The organism is Pontivivens ytuae (assembly GCF_015679265.1).
In the GTDB taxonomy this organism is placed as follows: Bacteria; Pseudomonadota; Alphaproteobacteria; order Rhodobacterales; family Rhodobacteraceae; genus Pontivivens; species Pontivivens ytuae.
The window spans coordinates 1581920-1596191 of sequence record NZ_CP064942.1 but is presented as its reverse complement, the minus strand read 5'-3'; the positions used below and the strand labels follow the sequence as shown (position 1 = coordinate 1596191).

The window sequence follows — 14272 nt, the reverse complement described above, 5'->3', positions numbered from 1 at the left end:
ATGGAGCTGACCGGCATCCTTCTTCGTATCGGCGCGACCCTCTTCTTCACGGTGATGGTTGTCTTCGTGAAGCTGCTGGCCGGCGAGGTCCCGCTGGGCCAGGTTGTGTTCTTCCGCAGCGCCGTCGCCCTCATCCCGCTGGTCCTCTACTTGATGTGGACGCGCGACTTCCCCGGCGGGCTGCGCACGACACGCCCGCTGGGCCACGTCCTGCGCTGCGCGATGGGCTGCATCGCGCTTTTCGCCTCCTTCGCCTCGTTGGCATACCTGCCGCTCGCCCATGCCTCGATCATCGGCTACCTCGCACCGGTTATGGCTGTCGTCTTGGCCCGATGGATCCTGGGAGAGACCGTCACCGGCCTGCGCTGGTTCGCTGTCGTCCTGGGTTTCCTCGGAATGCTGGTCCTCGTGGTGCCACAGCTGACAGCGACGGAACTGGACGAGAGCTACCTGACCGGCGTCGCGTTGGCCCTGACGATGGCGGTCTTCACGGCGGGCGCCAAGATCCAGATCCGCAGCCTCGCTCTCACCGAGAATGCTGGAGCCATCGCCTTCTACTTCGCGCTGACCTGCGCGCTGGCAGGGCTCGCGACGGTCTTCTGGGGCTGGGAGCGCCCCACGCCCGTGCAGCTTGCCTACCTCTGCGGTGCCGGTGTTGCCGGTGGCGTGGCGCATATCATGATGACACTCGCGCTTCAGCACAGCGAGGTCTCCAAGCTCGCGCCCTTCGAGTATCTCTCGCTGATTTTCGCCGTTGTCGCAGATGCGGCGCTGTTCGCCATCGTTCCCGGCGCGGCCTTCTACCTGTCCGCGGCGATGATCATCGCCGCGATGTGGGCCATCGCCGCAAAGGACCGCAGCCGGATCCCCGAGCCGAGCGCTCATCTGATTGACGGTCAAACACCGAAACGAACGTGAGCCGCTGCATTGGGCGCCTGATCGCTCGATTGCCGAGGATGTTCGCATTGGATCGGAGTGCGACTTTGCTGACCAAAGCCGCCGTTCGACCATCAAGCGCACTGCTGCAGTGCGGCCCACCAAAGCTGCCATTGCCCGCGCCTGCGACCGAAGAGAGCCGTCCAACGTCGGACGTGCGGGACGAAGCCGAAATCTCCTGCGTTGCTGCGGACGTCTGCTTCTACGTGCTGGCTCAGAGTTCGATAAGTCGCTCTTCGACCGGTGAAGATTGAACGATCGACGAGTTTGTCGCGCCGAAGGGCACTATCCGGTCGATCACAGCTTCCATCTCGGCCACGTCGCGGACGTGGGCGCGAGCGACGAAGCAATCCTCACCAGAAACGCGGTCGCACGCCACGATCTGAGGCGTTTCTCGGATAGCTTCGATCATGTTCTTCATTTCGCCCGGCAGCGGGCGTGCGCGGATCAGGATCGTGAGGCTGTAGCCAAGGCGAGTCGGGTCAATGCGAGCGCCGTATCCGGTGATAATGCCCACGTCTTCAAGACGTCGCACACGGTCCGCCACGCTTGGGGCGGACAGGCCCACCCGCCGGGATAGCTCGGCACGGGGGATACGTGCGTCCGTGCAAAGCTCGCGAAGAATGGCAGCATCGATGCTGTCAAGACCGGTTTCTTCGGATCGAAGGTCAGAACGCCCTCCTTCCTTCATTCTTGCGTTCAAACCAGCCTTGAGCATAGTCGATCTCCATGTCCAAATCCGCATATACCTTGCATCATAGATACATGACAGATCAAGCTCCTGCAGATCCCGCCGTCGCCGACGCCCCCGGAGCCATGTCGCGCATGTCCGAGGCCGTTCCCCCTCACGCATGGTTCGGCGTCTCCGCTGTTTTTCACTACCTCGGCCCGGCTTTCGCCGTTCTGCTCTTTCCGGTCGTCGGCGTACTTGGCGTTGCCTGGTTCCGCATCGCATCAGCCGCTCTAGTCTTCGCTCCCATCACGAAGCCTTGGCGCACCTTCAAGAAATCGTCGCCCCGCGAACGTCTTCTGCTTCTCGCGCTTGGCGGTTGCCTCGCCGTGATGAACAGCTCCTTCTACCTGGCCCTCGACCGGTTGCCGATCTCACTGGTCGCTGCAATCGAATTCGTCGGCACCATCGGGATCGCCCTCTGGGGTCTCCGGACGGGGCGCAATTATCTTGCTTTCGCCTTCGCCATCACCGGCGTGGCCCTCCTGATCGACGTGCCATCGCTCTTGGCGGCGGATGGACCTGCCCTTACATCTGACCTACTGGGCCTATTCTGGGCGGTTCTTAACGGGTCGCTGTTCGTCCTCTACATCATCCTTGGCCACAAGATTTCCGAAGGTGGTGCTTCAGGTGGCGTGGAGCGTCTCGGCGCAGCCATGACAGCGGCCTTCATCTTTGTGATGCCTATCGGGTTCCTACAGGCTCTCGAAGCCTTCGGGGCACCGCTTCTGGTTCTGGCCGGGATTGGCGTCGGTATCTGTTCGTCCGTCATCCCCTATGTCTGCGATCAGCTCGCGATGGCCCGCCTGCCACGCGCGAGCTTCGCGTTCCTGCTCGCGCTTCTGCCTGCAACCGCCACGATCATCGGCGTGATCGTCCTACGCCAGATACCGAGCGCCGTGGATGTCCTCGGCGTTGCCCTCGTCATGATCGGCGTGGCCGTTCACAAACCCGCGCCGATGCCGGCTCCAACAGACCGCGAGCTCCAATAGCGGCCCGATTCTGCCGTTTGACCATCAAGCGCGCCGCTGCAGTGCGCCGACCAAAGCCGCCATCTGCCGCGCCTGCGAACGAAGAGAACCGTCCAAGGTCGGAAGGCGGACAGAGCGACTACGCCTTATTCCACGCGAACGAACTTGCGCATGGTTAACCCTTCTACAGTTTTGAAATGTGTCGGACGAGGTTCACCCTCATCCGCAGCGATGAAGCGGAAAGTCTGATCGGTTAGCTCATAGATTGCCGGAAGTTCTTTCCCTGCGTCTTCACCGATTGAATCAACCCATGTGATCGCTTTCGGTGTCGTTGTCGCATCCAGCTCAAAAGTTCCCTTGAGCAACAGCCTGTCGTCGGGCGCAATGACCCTAAATTCATTGCCCTCGAAGACACACACTGCCCCAGGTGCTGTGTGCTCGTCATTTGGCGGCTCGATAAGACCATCCGCCTCAAGATAGGTCTGCGACCACACACCTTGGAGTTGATCAAAGTCAACTTGGCTAATCGGATCCATGGAAGCTCTATCGGGATATTAACTACTCCGGAGAGGGATAGCCTATTGCAGGTTGAATGTCGTTGATGTGATCTGTGTGAACCTCAGACGCACCGAGGCATCTTCCGCCGCTTGGCTCGAACGCACGTCGAGGACCGGCCCATATAAGAGACATTCGGCGGCATCCGGCTACGCTGCGCTTGCAGTCCGCTTTCCAGCCATTCGCTGCGAGCGCGAACCTTGAGGTAGGACTGGTGCACGACAATGTGGGCTTTTCGACCTTCGCTCGGCTCCGGCACAGGAGCCGCCTCGAGCAATGGCTTGATCTTAGATTTGACAAGATCTGGTGCAAACAACCGAGGGCTTGAGCGGTGTTGGACCACATACCTGCCCGCTCAATGCCGGCAAACCGGATAGTGTTGAGCAAAGGGCACATGATTACAGTCACGAACTTCAGCAAGCAGTACAAAGGCTTCACTGCTGTGAAGAATCTCAGTTTTTCGGTCGAACCGGGCCAAATTCTTGGATTGCTCGGGCCGAACGGGGCCGGCAAAACAACGACCCTGCGGACTTTGTGCGGGATTATCCCGCCAAGCTCCGGGAGCCTGCTGGTTGCTGGCCATGACGTTGCCCGTGCGCCCATCGAAGCAAAAAAGAACCTCGGCTACATCCCTGATGATCCAAGACTTTTTGATACCATGACGGTTTGGGAACACCTGGTGTTTACGGCGGCCGCTTACAAACTTACAGACTTCGAAGAGGATGCCGAAGCGCTACTGGCGTCCTTCGAACTCACACACAAGCGGGACACGCTCGTGCACAACCTGTCGCGCGGTATGCGCCAAAAGGTGGCGATCGCTTGTGCCTTTTTGCACGACCCCAAAGTGATCCTGTTCGATGAACCCCTGACCGGCCTGGACCCCCAAGGCATCCGGGGGATTCAACAAGCAATTCGCGACCGCGCGCGGGATGGCGCGGCCATTATCATAAGCTCGCACCTTTTGAGCCTGTTCGAGAACTTGTGCACCCATATCATGGTGCTGAACCTTGGCGAATGCCGCCGGTTTGGCACGATGCAAGACCTGCTAGCCGAGGTCGGCCATACGGACAGCACGTCCGCCCTCGAGGAAGTGTATTTCTCAATCACGCAAGCGTCAGAGCAAAGCTCAGAGACAGCGGTGGTCTAAGAGATGGACGCTGCACTTGGCCAACTTCTCATGTTGCGACTGCGTGGCGGTCTGCGCCAACGCTTGATTCAGCTAGCAAGCGTGCGTGGCCTTCTGTTTTCTCTCGCGTTCGTGGGGATCATTTGGTTCCTGATCGTTTCAAACAGTTCATCGGGCGCAGGCCTGTTCGGAACCGCGGTTCTGGACCGGCAAGCGTTTGGCGAGCAGGTCCTTACTTTCATGCCGCTCAGCATGCTTGGGCTGTCGCTCCTCACCGTAGTGATGACGACCGGTCCGACGTTTCATTTTTCGCCGAATGAGATCAACTTTCTCTTTACCGGGCCGTTCCGCCGACAGGATCTGATCGTCTACAAGTTCGTGGCCTATGTCGCTGGTGTGACCTTGAGTAGCGTGTTCGTCACGATCCTTGTACAGCCGGACGCAAGGTCGATCCTGCCTGTGTTTACCGCCACGCTCCTGACGCTTGTGTTCGTTCAGTTGAACAGTGCCGTTATCAGCATGGCTGGGCATGCGCTCGACAGCAGTAAGTTCGCAAGGCTACGATGGCCCACTATTGGGTTGCTTTGCGCAATTGCCGTGGCAACCCTGGTTTACGCATGGGCCACGCCCGACATTGGGGTATTCGACCTTCTGTCCGAGTTTCGACACTCGTGGGTTGGGACCATCATCTTGATCCCATACATCGTGTTTGCTGAACTTTTCGTGGCATCTTCGGTTTCAGATATGGCGCTTTGGGCTTTTGTCGCAATGTTCATCAATGCGGCGCTGTTGCGGGCTGTGATCGTGCTTGATGCGCGTACGACTGACCGCTCCCTCGCGGAAAACGCGCGGCTCAGCAACAGATGGGAGCGCATCAAACAAGGGGGATCCTTCTGGGCGACGGAACGGACGGAGGTGCGCTCGGTCCGTCGTGCACCCGTTTTAGACGGCTTAGGGCCTATTGCCATGCGGCAGGCCCTCAACGCATTGCGGAATTCGCTCAAACTAATCATCGTTTTTGCCGGTCTCGCCGCGTGTATTGCGCCGGTGTCATCGGCGCTCGGTGCGCCGGTGACGCAAGCCCAGACTTTGATGATTATCTATGTCTTCATCGCATTCATCCTGCCACGTAACATGATCTGCGATTTTCGTGGTGACCTCAGTCGGATGGAAATCTACAAGACGCTGCCGATTGCGCCCTGGCGTATCTGCGCAGGACAACTTGTGGTTCAAACCTTGTTGGCCTATGGCATTACTCTTGTGGTTATAGCCAGCGCTCTTGTCGTTGAGGAGAGCATCACTCCGCAAGTGGCGCTGGTATTAGTGGCATTTGCGCTTCCTTTGACGTTTCTTATTTATACAGTCGAAAACACAGTGCATCTTCTGTTCCCGACTAAGCTTGTTGCGATGGGACGGGCAGACTTCGAATTTCTTGGTCGCTCAATTGTCGAGTTTATCGCAAAAACGATCTTCGTTTTCGCCGCCATCACCGCATCGATTGCCGTCGGGCTGGCCGCGCTCAAGATCATGGGAACGACGTTGGTGCTGCCTGGATTGGCGAGCTGGCTCACACTGACGTTGATCGGACTTCTGACATTTGTCGCGCTACAATATGCATTCCGGCGCTTCGCAGTCGCAGAAACCATCGATTAAGCCAAAGAATGAGGAACTCCAGCCGAGACGACAAGGCCGCGTTATGAGGTCAAACCTATCCATCAGAAAGGGCGAACGTTGGCCTAAGATCGGGAAGGACGCTGCAGAGACATGGAAACAAGCTCTATCCAGATTTGCTGCCCGATTTGGGGCCGTTCATACACAACACCGGAATAGTGCTGGCGGCCCAAACTTGCCCTTCAGAAGAGGCTTCATATTTTGAAGCTGCGATCCGCATTCCCCACGTTCTTCGCACCTGCTCAATTTCGGTGGTTGGCAAGGTCTGGAGTGTGTGCATTGAAGTCTCTCTGCTCATCCCGTCGAGAGTACCATTGCTCGCCGCTCGAGCTGTTACTCCATGCTTCGCACCGATCCCGCCATGCAGTTTGCCTAAGCGACGGTTCGCTGCGATGGCGCTGAAGCCGCATGTATCTTTAAAACTAGGCTGTTTGAATGAGTTTCGAAAAGGCTGCCATGTCTTCATGAGTTAATTATTGAGACTATTGCGAAAATCAATGCGTTCTGCGCACTACAATTGGAAAAATCCTCCTATATTTGAACTGTATATGAGTAATGCTTTGTATCTACGTAAGCACATGTAAAGATTGAAATTTCTGATAGGGCAAAACTCTCGTTGCTTATTTGACTAAATTTATCAAGATAGTGCTACCCAGGCTTACCCGAGGCGAGTTTGCAGTTCTCCATTGAAGGAGCCAAAACGCATGCGCGAAGCCACTCTGATCCTTCTCACTATGCTTGTTGGAGCCGTGCCCATGGCGGCTGCGGGCGACGACATCTCGTTTGTCGACCAGTTCGATCGTGAGATCGAGCTTGAAGGCCCCGTCGAGCGTTTGGCCACGATCCCGATCCCCGCGGCGTCGATGGCTGTGGCAGTGCACGGCTCTCCCGATCTGCTCGTTGCAATGCACCGTCTTTCGAAGACTGCAATCACGGAAGGTATCCTGGGTGATTTCTTTCCTGCGACGCGCGATATACCGAGCGATATCGTCGGCGATGGCTTCATGCCGAATGTGGAGGCTTTGCTCAGCACGGAGCCAGACCTCGTTCTGCAGTGGGGCACCCGGGGTGTCGAGATCGTCGCTCCAATTGAAGCAGCTGGAATGACCGTAGCAACGCTACGCTACGGTACCGAGGACGACGCTTCAGCATGGATAGACATGATGGGGTTGATCGTTGGTGAGCAGGCGCGTGCAAATGCCATACTCGACTGGCGCCAGAAAGCCCTCAGCGACATCCGAGCGTCTACAGACGCGATCGCTGAGGATGCGCGCCCCCGCACGCTTTACTTCCTGCGATATCTGTCGAGCCTCCGGGTCGCGGGGGAAGGCACATACAACGATTTCTGGATTGAACTTGGCGGCGGCACCAACGTGGCGGATGAACTGCAGGGCTTCACTGACGTGAACGCGGAGCAGATCATGACCTGGGATCCAGAAGTCATCTTCCTCAATGGTTTTGAGGAGGAGCTTTCTCCGGAGGACGTCTACTCCAATCCCGTGTTCGCAGATGTTTCGGCCGTCCGTGATCGGCGGGTCTACAAGTTACCCATCGGTGGGTACCGCTGGGACCCGCCCAATCAGGAGAGCCCGCTCACGTGGACTTGGGTCACTCAGTTGCTGCAGCCCGGTCTGATCGAGACCGATCTCAGGACTGAAATCGTCGAAAACTACACAATGCTGTACGGCCAGACGCCCAGTCAGGATGACATCGACAGCATCCTACGGATCGAGAAGAACGGCGGCAGCGAAGGCTATGACCAGTTCCTTCGTTGACGCTCTTCCGGTCCTGAAGACGAAGTCAGGCACAGCAGCATTCTGGTGGCTCGCCGTGGCGGCGGTGCCCGCAGCTGCCCTGCTGGCACTTGGTGTGGGACGCTATGAGGTGCCGCCTGTCCAGGTGCTTCGCATCCTCGCAGGCAACGCGTTGCCGATCGTCCCTGACTGGCCACCAGCGGCCGAACGCGTGGTAGAACTGGTGCGGTTGCCAAGAGTGCTTGCTGCTCTTGTTGCAGGTGCCGCACTTGGCCTGACCGGAGCGGCACTGCAGGGCATGTTCCGGAATCCTTTGGTAGGACCCCAGATCATCGGGGTGACATCAGGGGCCGCATTTGGTGGCGCGCTGGCGATACTACTTTTTGGAACTGTTTTTGCGCTGGTTGGCCTTGCCTTTGTTTTTGGCCTGCTGGCGGTGGCGGTCGTCTACCTGTTGGCACGAGTAGAGGGTCAGGCGCCGACACTCACGCTCGTGCTTGCGGGCGTTGTAGTGTCGGCGGCTTTCAGCTCACTGGTAAGCCTGCTCACGTACCTCGCAGATCCCAACGACACTCTCGCAGCGATCGTCTACTGGCTTATGGGCTCCTTTGCCATGATGAGTTACGGCACGCTCGGCGTTCTCACTGCATCAGCCGCAGCCGGGGCTTCGATTTTGTGGCTGCTCCGGTTTCGCATCAACGTCCTTTCTCTAGGCGACGAAGACGCGGCGGCACTTGGCATTTCAGTGGAGCGATCGCGCTGGTTGGTTCTGGGCGCTGTTGCTCTGGCTGTCGCGGGAATCGTCGCTGTTGCCGGTATCGTGGGCTGGGTCGGGCTCGTCGTACCCCATATTGCCCGCATGATCGTAGGCCCCGATCATCGTGTTCTCATGCCGGCTGCCGCGATACTGGGCGCTCTGTACCTCCTCGCCATCGATACAGTCGCCCGCACGGCGACTGCGGCCGAAATCCCGCTTGGCATTCTCACGGCTCTGATCGGAGCGCCCGTTTTCGCGGTTCTGCTGCGGCGGCTTCATCTGCGAGGCTGGAGTGGTGGATAGGACACGTTTGCGGATCCAGCAGGGAGAGTTACGCGTCGCTGGGAGATGCATCGCCCGGGCGCTCGATCTCGATGTCAATTCCGGCGAAGTACTCGCGATACTTGGTCCAAACGGCCGCGGCAAAACTACCCTGATCCGCGCGATGGTCGGAACGCTGCCTCTGTCACGGGGCAGACGCATAGTTAGAGGAGCGATCGGCTATGTGCCACAATCGACCGGCGTCAGCTTCGACTATCGTGTCCGAGACTTGGTGGTCATGGGGCGCGCTCGGAACATCGGCCTTTTCGGAAGTCCGGGCGCTGAAGACTACGCTGCAGCCGACGCGGCACTCGATCGCATGGGACAGCATGCTCTTGCCGACCGGCGGGTCAGCACGCTGTCGGGCGGTGAGCGACAGCTTGTGCTCATTGCCCGCGCTTTGGCTGGTGACTGCGATGTTCTGATGCTCGACGAACCAGCATCCGCACTGGATCTCAGAAATCAGAGACACCTTTTCGACCTCCTCGGAATGCTCGCGGGAGATAATGGGCTGGCGGTGGTGTTCTCGACTCACGTTCCAGGTCATGCATTCGATGCTGCCGACAGGGTATTGCTGTTGCATGGACCCAACCATTGCGACACGGGTCCTGTGCCGCAGGCTTTGAGCGAAGAGGCTCTTTCTGCGCTCTACGACACGCCGATACGTGTTCTCGCCGACAGCTTCGGTTCAGGTCGCGTTTTGCGCGCAGCCGTTGCAACACCGGAGCAGGCTTGATGGCGCAATTCTTGTACCTGCAGAACACTGTCGACGTTCCACCCGCGATTGCTGCCCCGCCGGACGGTCATGACATCGAGGTGATCGATCAGTACGAGTTGCATGAAGGAAGCCTCGTGACGGCAGATGGTCTCTTGTTGTGCCAGCATCTTGACGAGGCGCATCTGCAAAGCCAACGTGACGTCCTTGACGCTTTCTTGGGTTTGGGTGGCGCAATTGCCGTGAACGGGCCGATTGCGCGACCATTTCTATCCATTCTGTCGAGCTACGAGCCTGTAGGAGAGGGTCACGCGGCAGACTGGATCCTGGAACTCGGTGCATCTCATTCCATTACGGCGGGGATCGAAGCCGATCATCTAACACGCCGCCGCGGTGTCATCGGCTTCTGGGCGCGTGGAACGGTGATGCCGCCGCCAGGAGCAATCGTTCTGAGCTATTTCAAGCAGTCCAGGCTGCCCGCAGACTGGGTCTGGACCTCAGACGGAGGCGGTCGGCTGTTCTTTCATCCTGGAAACAACTTCTGGGGTTATGCAGCCGACACAACGAGTGCGGCAAAGCTTTATCCACAACTCTTGGACTGGATGACGAGCAAATGACTGGTATCTCGGCGATTGACGGCGGGTTATCTTATCACACCAGAACACTGCGGCAGGGCCCCCTTGCCGACCATTTCCAGCAGCTTTTTCCGCTGCGGACTCTTCACGAAGTCGACTTCGCTACCATTCCATGCCTGCTTGTTCCCTGCCGCACTAATGGAGCAAGACTGGCCGCGCATCGGGCCCGGCTGATGCATTACGTTGAAAAGGGTGGCTTTCTTGTGGTCATGGGTGAGACGCGCCCGGACCTATTCCTCGATGATGTGGGCTTCCGAACTATCGCGACGAACTATTGGTGGTGGCTCGAACCGGATGCAGACCTTGGTGTTCGTATCTCCGCCCCAGATCATCCGCTATTCGATCGATTGAGCGAGGCGGATCTGGCTTGGCATGTCCACGGCACCTTGGCGCTCGGGTCGATGTGGGTGACGGAGACCCTTGCGCGCTACGACGGAGAAGATGGCGGCCCCATCGTCGTCGATGCTCGTCTTGGTTCGGGCCGGGCACTGCTCACGACGCTGGATCCGATTTACCACCACGGATCCGGCTTCATGCCTGCGACGACACGATTTCTGGAAGGATTTCTGCCGTGGCTCGCACAGACCGTCGACGATCGATTGAGCGGATGCATCAACCTCGACAACGGCCAAGCCACTCCCAAATCGCGCCCTAAGGGGAATTGAATATGCTACCTGCTATCGCTCGACGCATGATGTTGAGAGTCATTCCCCTCGTTCTCGTTGTAGTTGTATCCGCCCCAGCCCTCGCACAGGCTCATGCGGGTCTCCCGCCGAGGGATCTTGTCGCTTTCATACGCGAGGGAGGGTACATCATCTTCATCCGACATGCGCAGACTGAGCGGGACTATGCCGATCAGGTCGACGCTGTCATGGGTGACTGCTCAACCCAACGCACGCTCAGTGAAGCCGGGTGGCGTAGAGCGATCCTAATCGGGAGCGCATTCGATCGGTTGGGCATACCGGTGGGTGATGTCATCAGCAGTGAGTACTGTCGAAGCTGGCAGACAGCGGCGCTCGCTTTTGGCCGATACCAGACGAATTCCAACCTCAACTTTGAGCCAGCCGAAGACTACACGCCGGTACAGCTAGAAGCCATGCGTTCCAGAATGTCATTTCTTCTTTCGCACAATCCAGGGGCAGGCTTGAATACTATCTTGATCGGCCATGACGACCCATTCGAAGCGGCCACCGGGATCTATCCTGAGCCTATGGGGGTAGCGTTCGTGATCCGGCCAACAATGGCCGGAGAGTTCGAGGTCCTCGGGAGCATTCCACCAGACGGCTGGAACGATATCGACGACTGAAGCACAAGTTTGCTCTCGACTATCGACGATTTCCCAGCGCCGTAATCCGCCCCAAGTCTGCAGTTCCAGCACCGCTTGCTGTCGCCTACACGGATACCCGAAGCGGAAAACAGCTTGCAATTCCTTAGTGTTTTTGTCAGCTTTGATGTGTTCAGCCACCATTCCTCGTGAAGGCAGCCGGAAGATGCAGACAGCTTCGGTGCTTCAGCAAGAGGATGGAAATGCGGCAGTCTTATCTTGAATACTTGGCGTACGTCGAAGCTGGCCTAAGGCCTGCCATTCCACTCTGGAGTGTCGTGGCATGAGCCATGAGCCAGATCACACATGCGGCCGCAAGGTTGGGCGAAACGAAATTCCCCTTGGCCACGCTGGCTTCGACCGCGTCGAAATCACTCTGCTTCGGGTTACCCGCTTTTTTCTGCAGAGCTTCGCGATACCACAGAGCCAGTCCTGGCTGATGGCGTTCAACGTGGCAGAGCATGAGCTCCCCAAAGGTGCGAGCTCGGAGGTCGTGCTTGAGCTTCTCGCCATGATCCAGGCGATGCGTTGCAGTCGCAGATCAACTTTCCACTTCAACAATCCGTCGTGTCGCGGTTGTGCCTCTGTGCTGACCGAACATGAGAGGCAATTCATGACAGCATTCACTGCGATGCGCCGTGGCGAAGCAAGTGTAGCGATGACATCTGCCTTGCTGCTGTGCGAGGGCAACGACGCAAATCCAATGCTCGAGCGAGCGGCGCGGTTGATACGCTTCATGGACGCGCCCTCAGAGATGGCACCGGCACTCGCGTCTGAAACGCCATGATGCCTGCCGCAATGCGAAACTCCACGAGGGCCAAATGACTCCGTTCCGTATCGTCACAGTGCATGGCATCCGTGATATGGGGCCGTGGATGCGTCGTGTGACGTTCGGAGGTCCCGACCTTGTCGACTTTCCGACGGGCTTCGAAGGTGGGCATTGCAAACTCTTCTTTCCCAGGGGTGGCGAAAGCGCCGCTGCGCTGACCGATGCAGTCGAGGCCGACATAAATGCGCGTCCACGGCGCACTTACACGATCCGCTATCACAACCGGAACGCGGCAACGATAGACATGGACTTCGCGCTTCACGGCTCGGCTGGTGTAGCAGGCGCTTGGGCTGCATCCGCGCAACGCGGAGACCTGTTGGGCTTGCGCGGGCCAGGCCGGCGCAAGCTGACGGACATGACGGCACCATTCTATGTTCTTTGCGCAGACGACACGGGGCTCCCGGCGCTCGCGGCGACGGCGGAGGCTTTGCCACGCGCGACCGAAGGCGTCGCGCTCGTTTCGGGTTCCGCGATCGATGACTACCCTCCGATCGAGCTGCCACCTCGGATGACACTCCATCGCACGGGTCGCGCAGCGGATGGATTTGTTCAATGGCTGCGCCGGTCGCCTCCACCTGCCGGAACGATCGCGCTGGTCCTATCCGAAGCGATAGAGATGCGTCTGACGCGCCGATGGCTTATGGACGAGCTCGGCCTGCCTAAGCAGGCGCTCCTCACCTCCGGCTACTGGAAGCGGGGTCTGACGGAGGATGAGTTGCCGTATGCGAAGCAGAGCCCGAAATGGTTCGGAGATCCAACGGAAACCGCGGCTTAGTGACTTTTTCAGGCCCCCGGTCGTGCTGATTTTGGGAGCAGATACAGGTCTGCTCCCATGTAACGGCGCAGCGACCGCGTCGCCCCATGTTGGTGCGCGCGGATGACATCCCTTACTGTATTCCTTGGTGCACTGCTCGCTGCATCTTTGGAAGCCATTGAAGCTTTAACGGTGCTGCTCGCACTTGCACTCGCAAGGAGCTGGCGGCCTGTGTTTTGGGGCGCCGGCATCGCATTGGTCACTCTCGCGCTGGCGGGTGTGGGCATGGGCGCTGCACTTCTTCAGATCCCGAAGTCGCTTCTCCAGCTTGGTGTTGGGGGCCTCTTGGCATTGGTAGCAGCATCGTGGCTCGTAAAATCATCACAAAGGCTAGCCCGAAAGCGCCGAGGTCGGGATCAGGAACAGCGCTTCAGGCGGCATCAGGCAAAGCTAGCGAATATGGGCACCGCGAGCCGCATCAAAACGGACGCTGCAGCCGATTGGATCGCCGGAATCGCTGCCTGCAAGGCTGTGCTGCTCGACGGGCTGGAGGTCACCCTCATTGTTCTGAGCCTCGGTGGAGCTGAAGAGCCACATGCGGCCGTTGCCGGCGCTTTAGTTGGTACGTCGACCGTGTTCTTTGCAGGTATCCTGCTTCGCAGACCGCTGACACGCCTCCCTGAGGATGCAGTCATGTTCTGGACAGCCGCGTTGCTTCTGGCGTTTGCAGCACGGTGGACCGCGGCGGGATTGGGCCTGTCATGGCCAGGTGATGAAGTGCTTGTTGTTGCATCTACTTTGTTCTTCGCACTGGCGGCGCGGTCGGGAGCAACCTTGCGCAAGGACGCGTTAGCTGATCAGGAGGCGCATGGGCACACAGAGCCGAATGACAAACTCGAAACGCGCCACGGCGGCAGTGGTGTACGAGAGCTGGCGCAGGCGGTTGCGGGCAAGCTCCTGCGTCTTGTCTGGAGCGACCGCCTGCTTGCCCTCAGCCTTCTGAGCGTCCTGGCACTGGTGACTGTGCTGCAAAGCATTACTCCGGATACGAGTTGGCTCCGCGACACATTTTTCTTGGGCTTGATTTTAGTGGGGTGGGCGCTGGTGGTTCTGGAAAGAGCCAAACACTGATGACCCGCAGCCTGCTCGGGCACAGCGCAGACGACAAGCAGACGCAATTCCCGACAAAAACGG

The 14272-nt window shown here is 58.6% G+C and carries 16 protein-coding genes; 13 read left to right on the top strand and 3 right to left on the bottom strand.

All coding sequences use genetic code 11. From position 1 onward, the window contains the following. A complete protein-coding gene (locus I0K15_RS07765) occupies positions 1-918 on the top strand; it encodes a DMT family transporter (RefSeq protein WP_196104880.1) in 918 nt (305 codons plus the stop codon). Positions 919-1150: 232 nt separating this feature from the next. Here I0K15_RS07765 and I0K15_RS07760 read toward each other — a convergent pair whose 3' ends face one another. After that, positions 1151-1654: an Lrp/AsnC family transcriptional regulator gene (locus I0K15_RS07760; protein ID WP_230374336.1), complete on the bottom strand. Its 504-nt coding sequence runs from the start codon at positions 1652-1654 to the stop codon at positions 1151-1153. A 47-nt stretch (positions 1655-1701) separates the two neighbouring features. Between I0K15_RS07760 and I0K15_RS07755 the strand changes: the two genes are divergently transcribed. Next, a complete protein-coding gene (locus tag I0K15_RS07755) occupies positions 1702-2658 on the top strand; it encodes an EamA family transporter (protein ID WP_196104879.1) in 957 nt (318 codons plus the stop codon). Between the two features lie 125 nt (positions 2659-2783). On the opposite strand, the gene I0K15_RS07750 is transcribed toward I0K15_RS07755, so the two are convergent. Beyond that, entirely contained in the window at positions 2784-3173 is a 390-nt protein-coding gene (locus I0K15_RS07750; RefSeq protein ID WP_196104878.1) for a TIGR03067 domain-containing protein, read from the bottom strand. Positions 3174-3586: 413 nt separating this feature from the next. Between I0K15_RS07750 and I0K15_RS07745 the strand changes: the two genes are divergently transcribed. Together I0K15_RS07745 and I0K15_RS07740 are read left to right on the top strand one after the other, a co-directional pair. Then, positions 3587-4339, top strand: a complete 753-nt coding sequence (locus I0K15_RS07745; protein WP_196104877.1) for an ABC transporter ATP-binding protein — start codon at positions 3587-3589, stop codon at positions 4337-4339. 30 nt (positions 4340-4369) lie between these two features. Then, entirely contained in the window at positions 4370-5971 is a 1602-nt protein-coding gene (locus I0K15_RS07740) for a putative ABC exporter domain-containing protein (protein WP_196104876.1), read from the top strand. A gap of 124 nt (positions 5972-6095) precedes the next feature. Here I0K15_RS07740 and I0K15_RS07735 read toward each other — a convergent pair whose 3' ends face one another. After that, positions 6096-6455, bottom strand: coding sequence for a hypothetical protein (locus I0K15_RS07735; RefSeq protein WP_196104875.1), 360 nt, complete (start codon positions 6453-6455; stop codon positions 6096-6098). 238 nt (positions 6456-6693) lie between these two features. Between I0K15_RS07735 and I0K15_RS07730 the strand changes: the two genes are divergently transcribed. The 9 genes from I0K15_RS07730 (at position 6694) to I0K15_RS07690 (ending at position 14209) form a co-directional block, all read left to right on the top strand. Further along, a complete protein-coding gene (locus I0K15_RS07730; protein WP_196104874.1) occupies positions 6694-7764 on the top strand; it encodes an ABC transporter substrate-binding protein in 1071 nt (356 codons plus the stop codon). Next, complete coding sequence (locus I0K15_RS07725) at positions 7745-8803, top strand: FecCD family ABC transporter permease (protein WP_196104873.1); 1059 nt, start codon at positions 7745-7747, stop codon at positions 8801-8803. The genes I0K15_RS07730 and I0K15_RS07725 overlap by 20 nt, the downstream gene beginning before the upstream one ends. Further along, positions 8793-9557 carry an ABC transporter ATP-binding protein gene (locus tag I0K15_RS07720; RefSeq protein WP_338420763.1) on the top strand — a complete coding sequence of 255 codons (765 nt, stop codon included), beginning with the start codon at positions 8793-8795 and terminating at the stop codon, positions 9555-9557. The genes I0K15_RS07725 and I0K15_RS07720 overlap by 11 nt, the downstream gene beginning before the upstream one ends. Next, positions 9557-10153: a hypothetical protein gene (locus tag I0K15_RS07715; RefSeq protein WP_196104871.1), complete on the top strand. Its 597-nt coding sequence runs from the start codon at positions 9557-9559 to the stop codon at positions 10151-10153. Before I0K15_RS07720 ends, I0K15_RS07715 begins: the two co-directional genes overlap by 1 nt. Next, positions 10150-10836, top strand: a complete 687-nt coding sequence (locus tag I0K15_RS07710; RefSeq protein ID WP_230374334.1) for a hypothetical protein — start codon at positions 10150-10152, stop codon at positions 10834-10836. The genes I0K15_RS07715 and I0K15_RS07710 overlap by 4 nt, the downstream gene beginning before the upstream one ends. A 2-nt stretch (positions 10837-10838) precedes the next feature. Next, positions 10839-11477, top strand: coding sequence for a histidine phosphatase family protein (locus I0K15_RS07705; protein ID WP_196104869.1), 639 nt, complete (start codon positions 10839-10841; stop codon positions 11475-11477). A 301-nt stretch (positions 11478-11778) separates the two neighbouring features. Further along, positions 11779-12282 carry a hypothetical protein gene (locus tag I0K15_RS07700; RefSeq protein WP_196104868.1) on the top strand — a complete coding sequence of 168 codons (504 nt, stop codon included), beginning with the start codon at positions 11779-11781 and terminating at the stop codon, positions 12280-12282. A gap of 34 nt (positions 12283-12316) precedes the next feature. Then, positions 12317-13099 carry a siderophore-interacting protein gene (locus tag I0K15_RS07695; RefSeq protein ID WP_196104867.1) on the top strand — a complete coding sequence of 261 codons (783 nt, stop codon included), beginning with the start codon at positions 12317-12319 and terminating at the stop codon, positions 13097-13099. A gap of 102 nt (positions 13100-13201) precedes the next feature. Next, the gene (locus tag I0K15_RS07690; protein WP_196104866.1) at positions 13202-14209 is read left to right on the top strand and encodes a hypothetical protein; all 1008 of its coding nucleotides are present in this window, start codon (positions 13202-13204) and stop codon (positions 14207-14209) included. Positions 14210-14272: the final 63 nt, after the last annotated feature.

What these genes read in the sequence shown, in the direction of transcription:
- I0K15_RS07735 (WP_196104875.1), bottom strand. Translation starts at nt 6,455, where the DNA reads ATGAAGACATGGCAGCCTTTTCGAAACTCATTCAAACAGCCTAGTTTT.
- I0K15_RS07715 (WP_196104871.1), top strand. Translation starts at nt 9,557, where the DNA reads ATGGCGCAATTCTTGTACCTGCAGAACACTGTCGACGTTCCACCCGCG.
- I0K15_RS07760 (WP_230374336.1), bottom strand. Translation starts at nt 1,654, where the DNA reads ATGCTCAAGGCTGGTTTGAACGCAAGAATGAAGGAAGGAGGGCGTTCT.
- I0K15_RS07700 (WP_196104868.1), top strand. Translation starts at nt 11,779, where the DNA reads ATGAGCCATGAGCCAGATCACACATGCGGCCGCAAGGTTGGGCGAAAC.
- I0K15_RS07705 (WP_196104869.1), top strand. Translation starts at nt 10,839, where the DNA reads ATGCTACCTGCTATCGCTCGACGCATGATGTTGAGAGTCATTCCCCTC.
- I0K15_RS07690 (WP_196104866.1), top strand. Translation starts at nt 13,202, where the DNA reads ATGACATCCCTTACTGTATTCCTTGGTGCACTGCTCGCTGCATCTTTG.
- I0K15_RS07745 (WP_196104877.1), top strand. Translation starts at nt 3,587, where the DNA reads ATGATTACAGTCACGAACTTCAGCAAGCAGTACAAAGGCTTCACTGCT.
- I0K15_RS07710 (WP_230374334.1), top strand. Translation starts at nt 10,150, where the DNA reads ATGACTGGTATCTCGGCGATTGACGGCGGGTTATCTTATCACACCAGA.
- I0K15_RS07750 (WP_196104878.1), bottom strand. Translation starts at nt 3,173, where the DNA reads ATGGATCCGATTAGCCAAGTTGACTTTGATCAACTCCAAGGTGTGTGG.
- I0K15_RS07725 (WP_196104873.1), top strand. Translation starts at nt 7,745, where the DNA reads ATGACCAGTTCCTTCGTTGACGCTCTTCCGGTCCTGAAGACGAAGTCA.
- I0K15_RS07730 (WP_196104874.1), top strand. Translation starts at nt 6,694, where the DNA reads ATGCGCGAAGCCACTCTGATCCTTCTCACTATGCTTGTTGGAGCCGTG.
- I0K15_RS07755 (WP_196104879.1), top strand. Translation starts at nt 1,702, where the DNA reads ATGACAGATCAAGCTCCTGCAGATCCCGCCGTCGCCGACGCCCCCGGA.
- I0K15_RS07765 (WP_196104880.1), top strand. Translation starts at nt 1, where the DNA reads ATGGAGCTGACCGGCATCCTTCTTCGTATCGGCGCGACCCTCTTCTTC.
- I0K15_RS07740 (WP_196104876.1), top strand. Translation starts at nt 4,370, where the DNA reads ATGTTGCGACTGCGTGGCGGTCTGCGCCAACGCTTGATTCAGCTAGCA.
- I0K15_RS07695 (WP_196104867.1), top strand. Translation starts at nt 12,317, where the DNA reads ATGACTCCGTTCCGTATCGTCACAGTGCATGGCATCCGTGATATGGGG.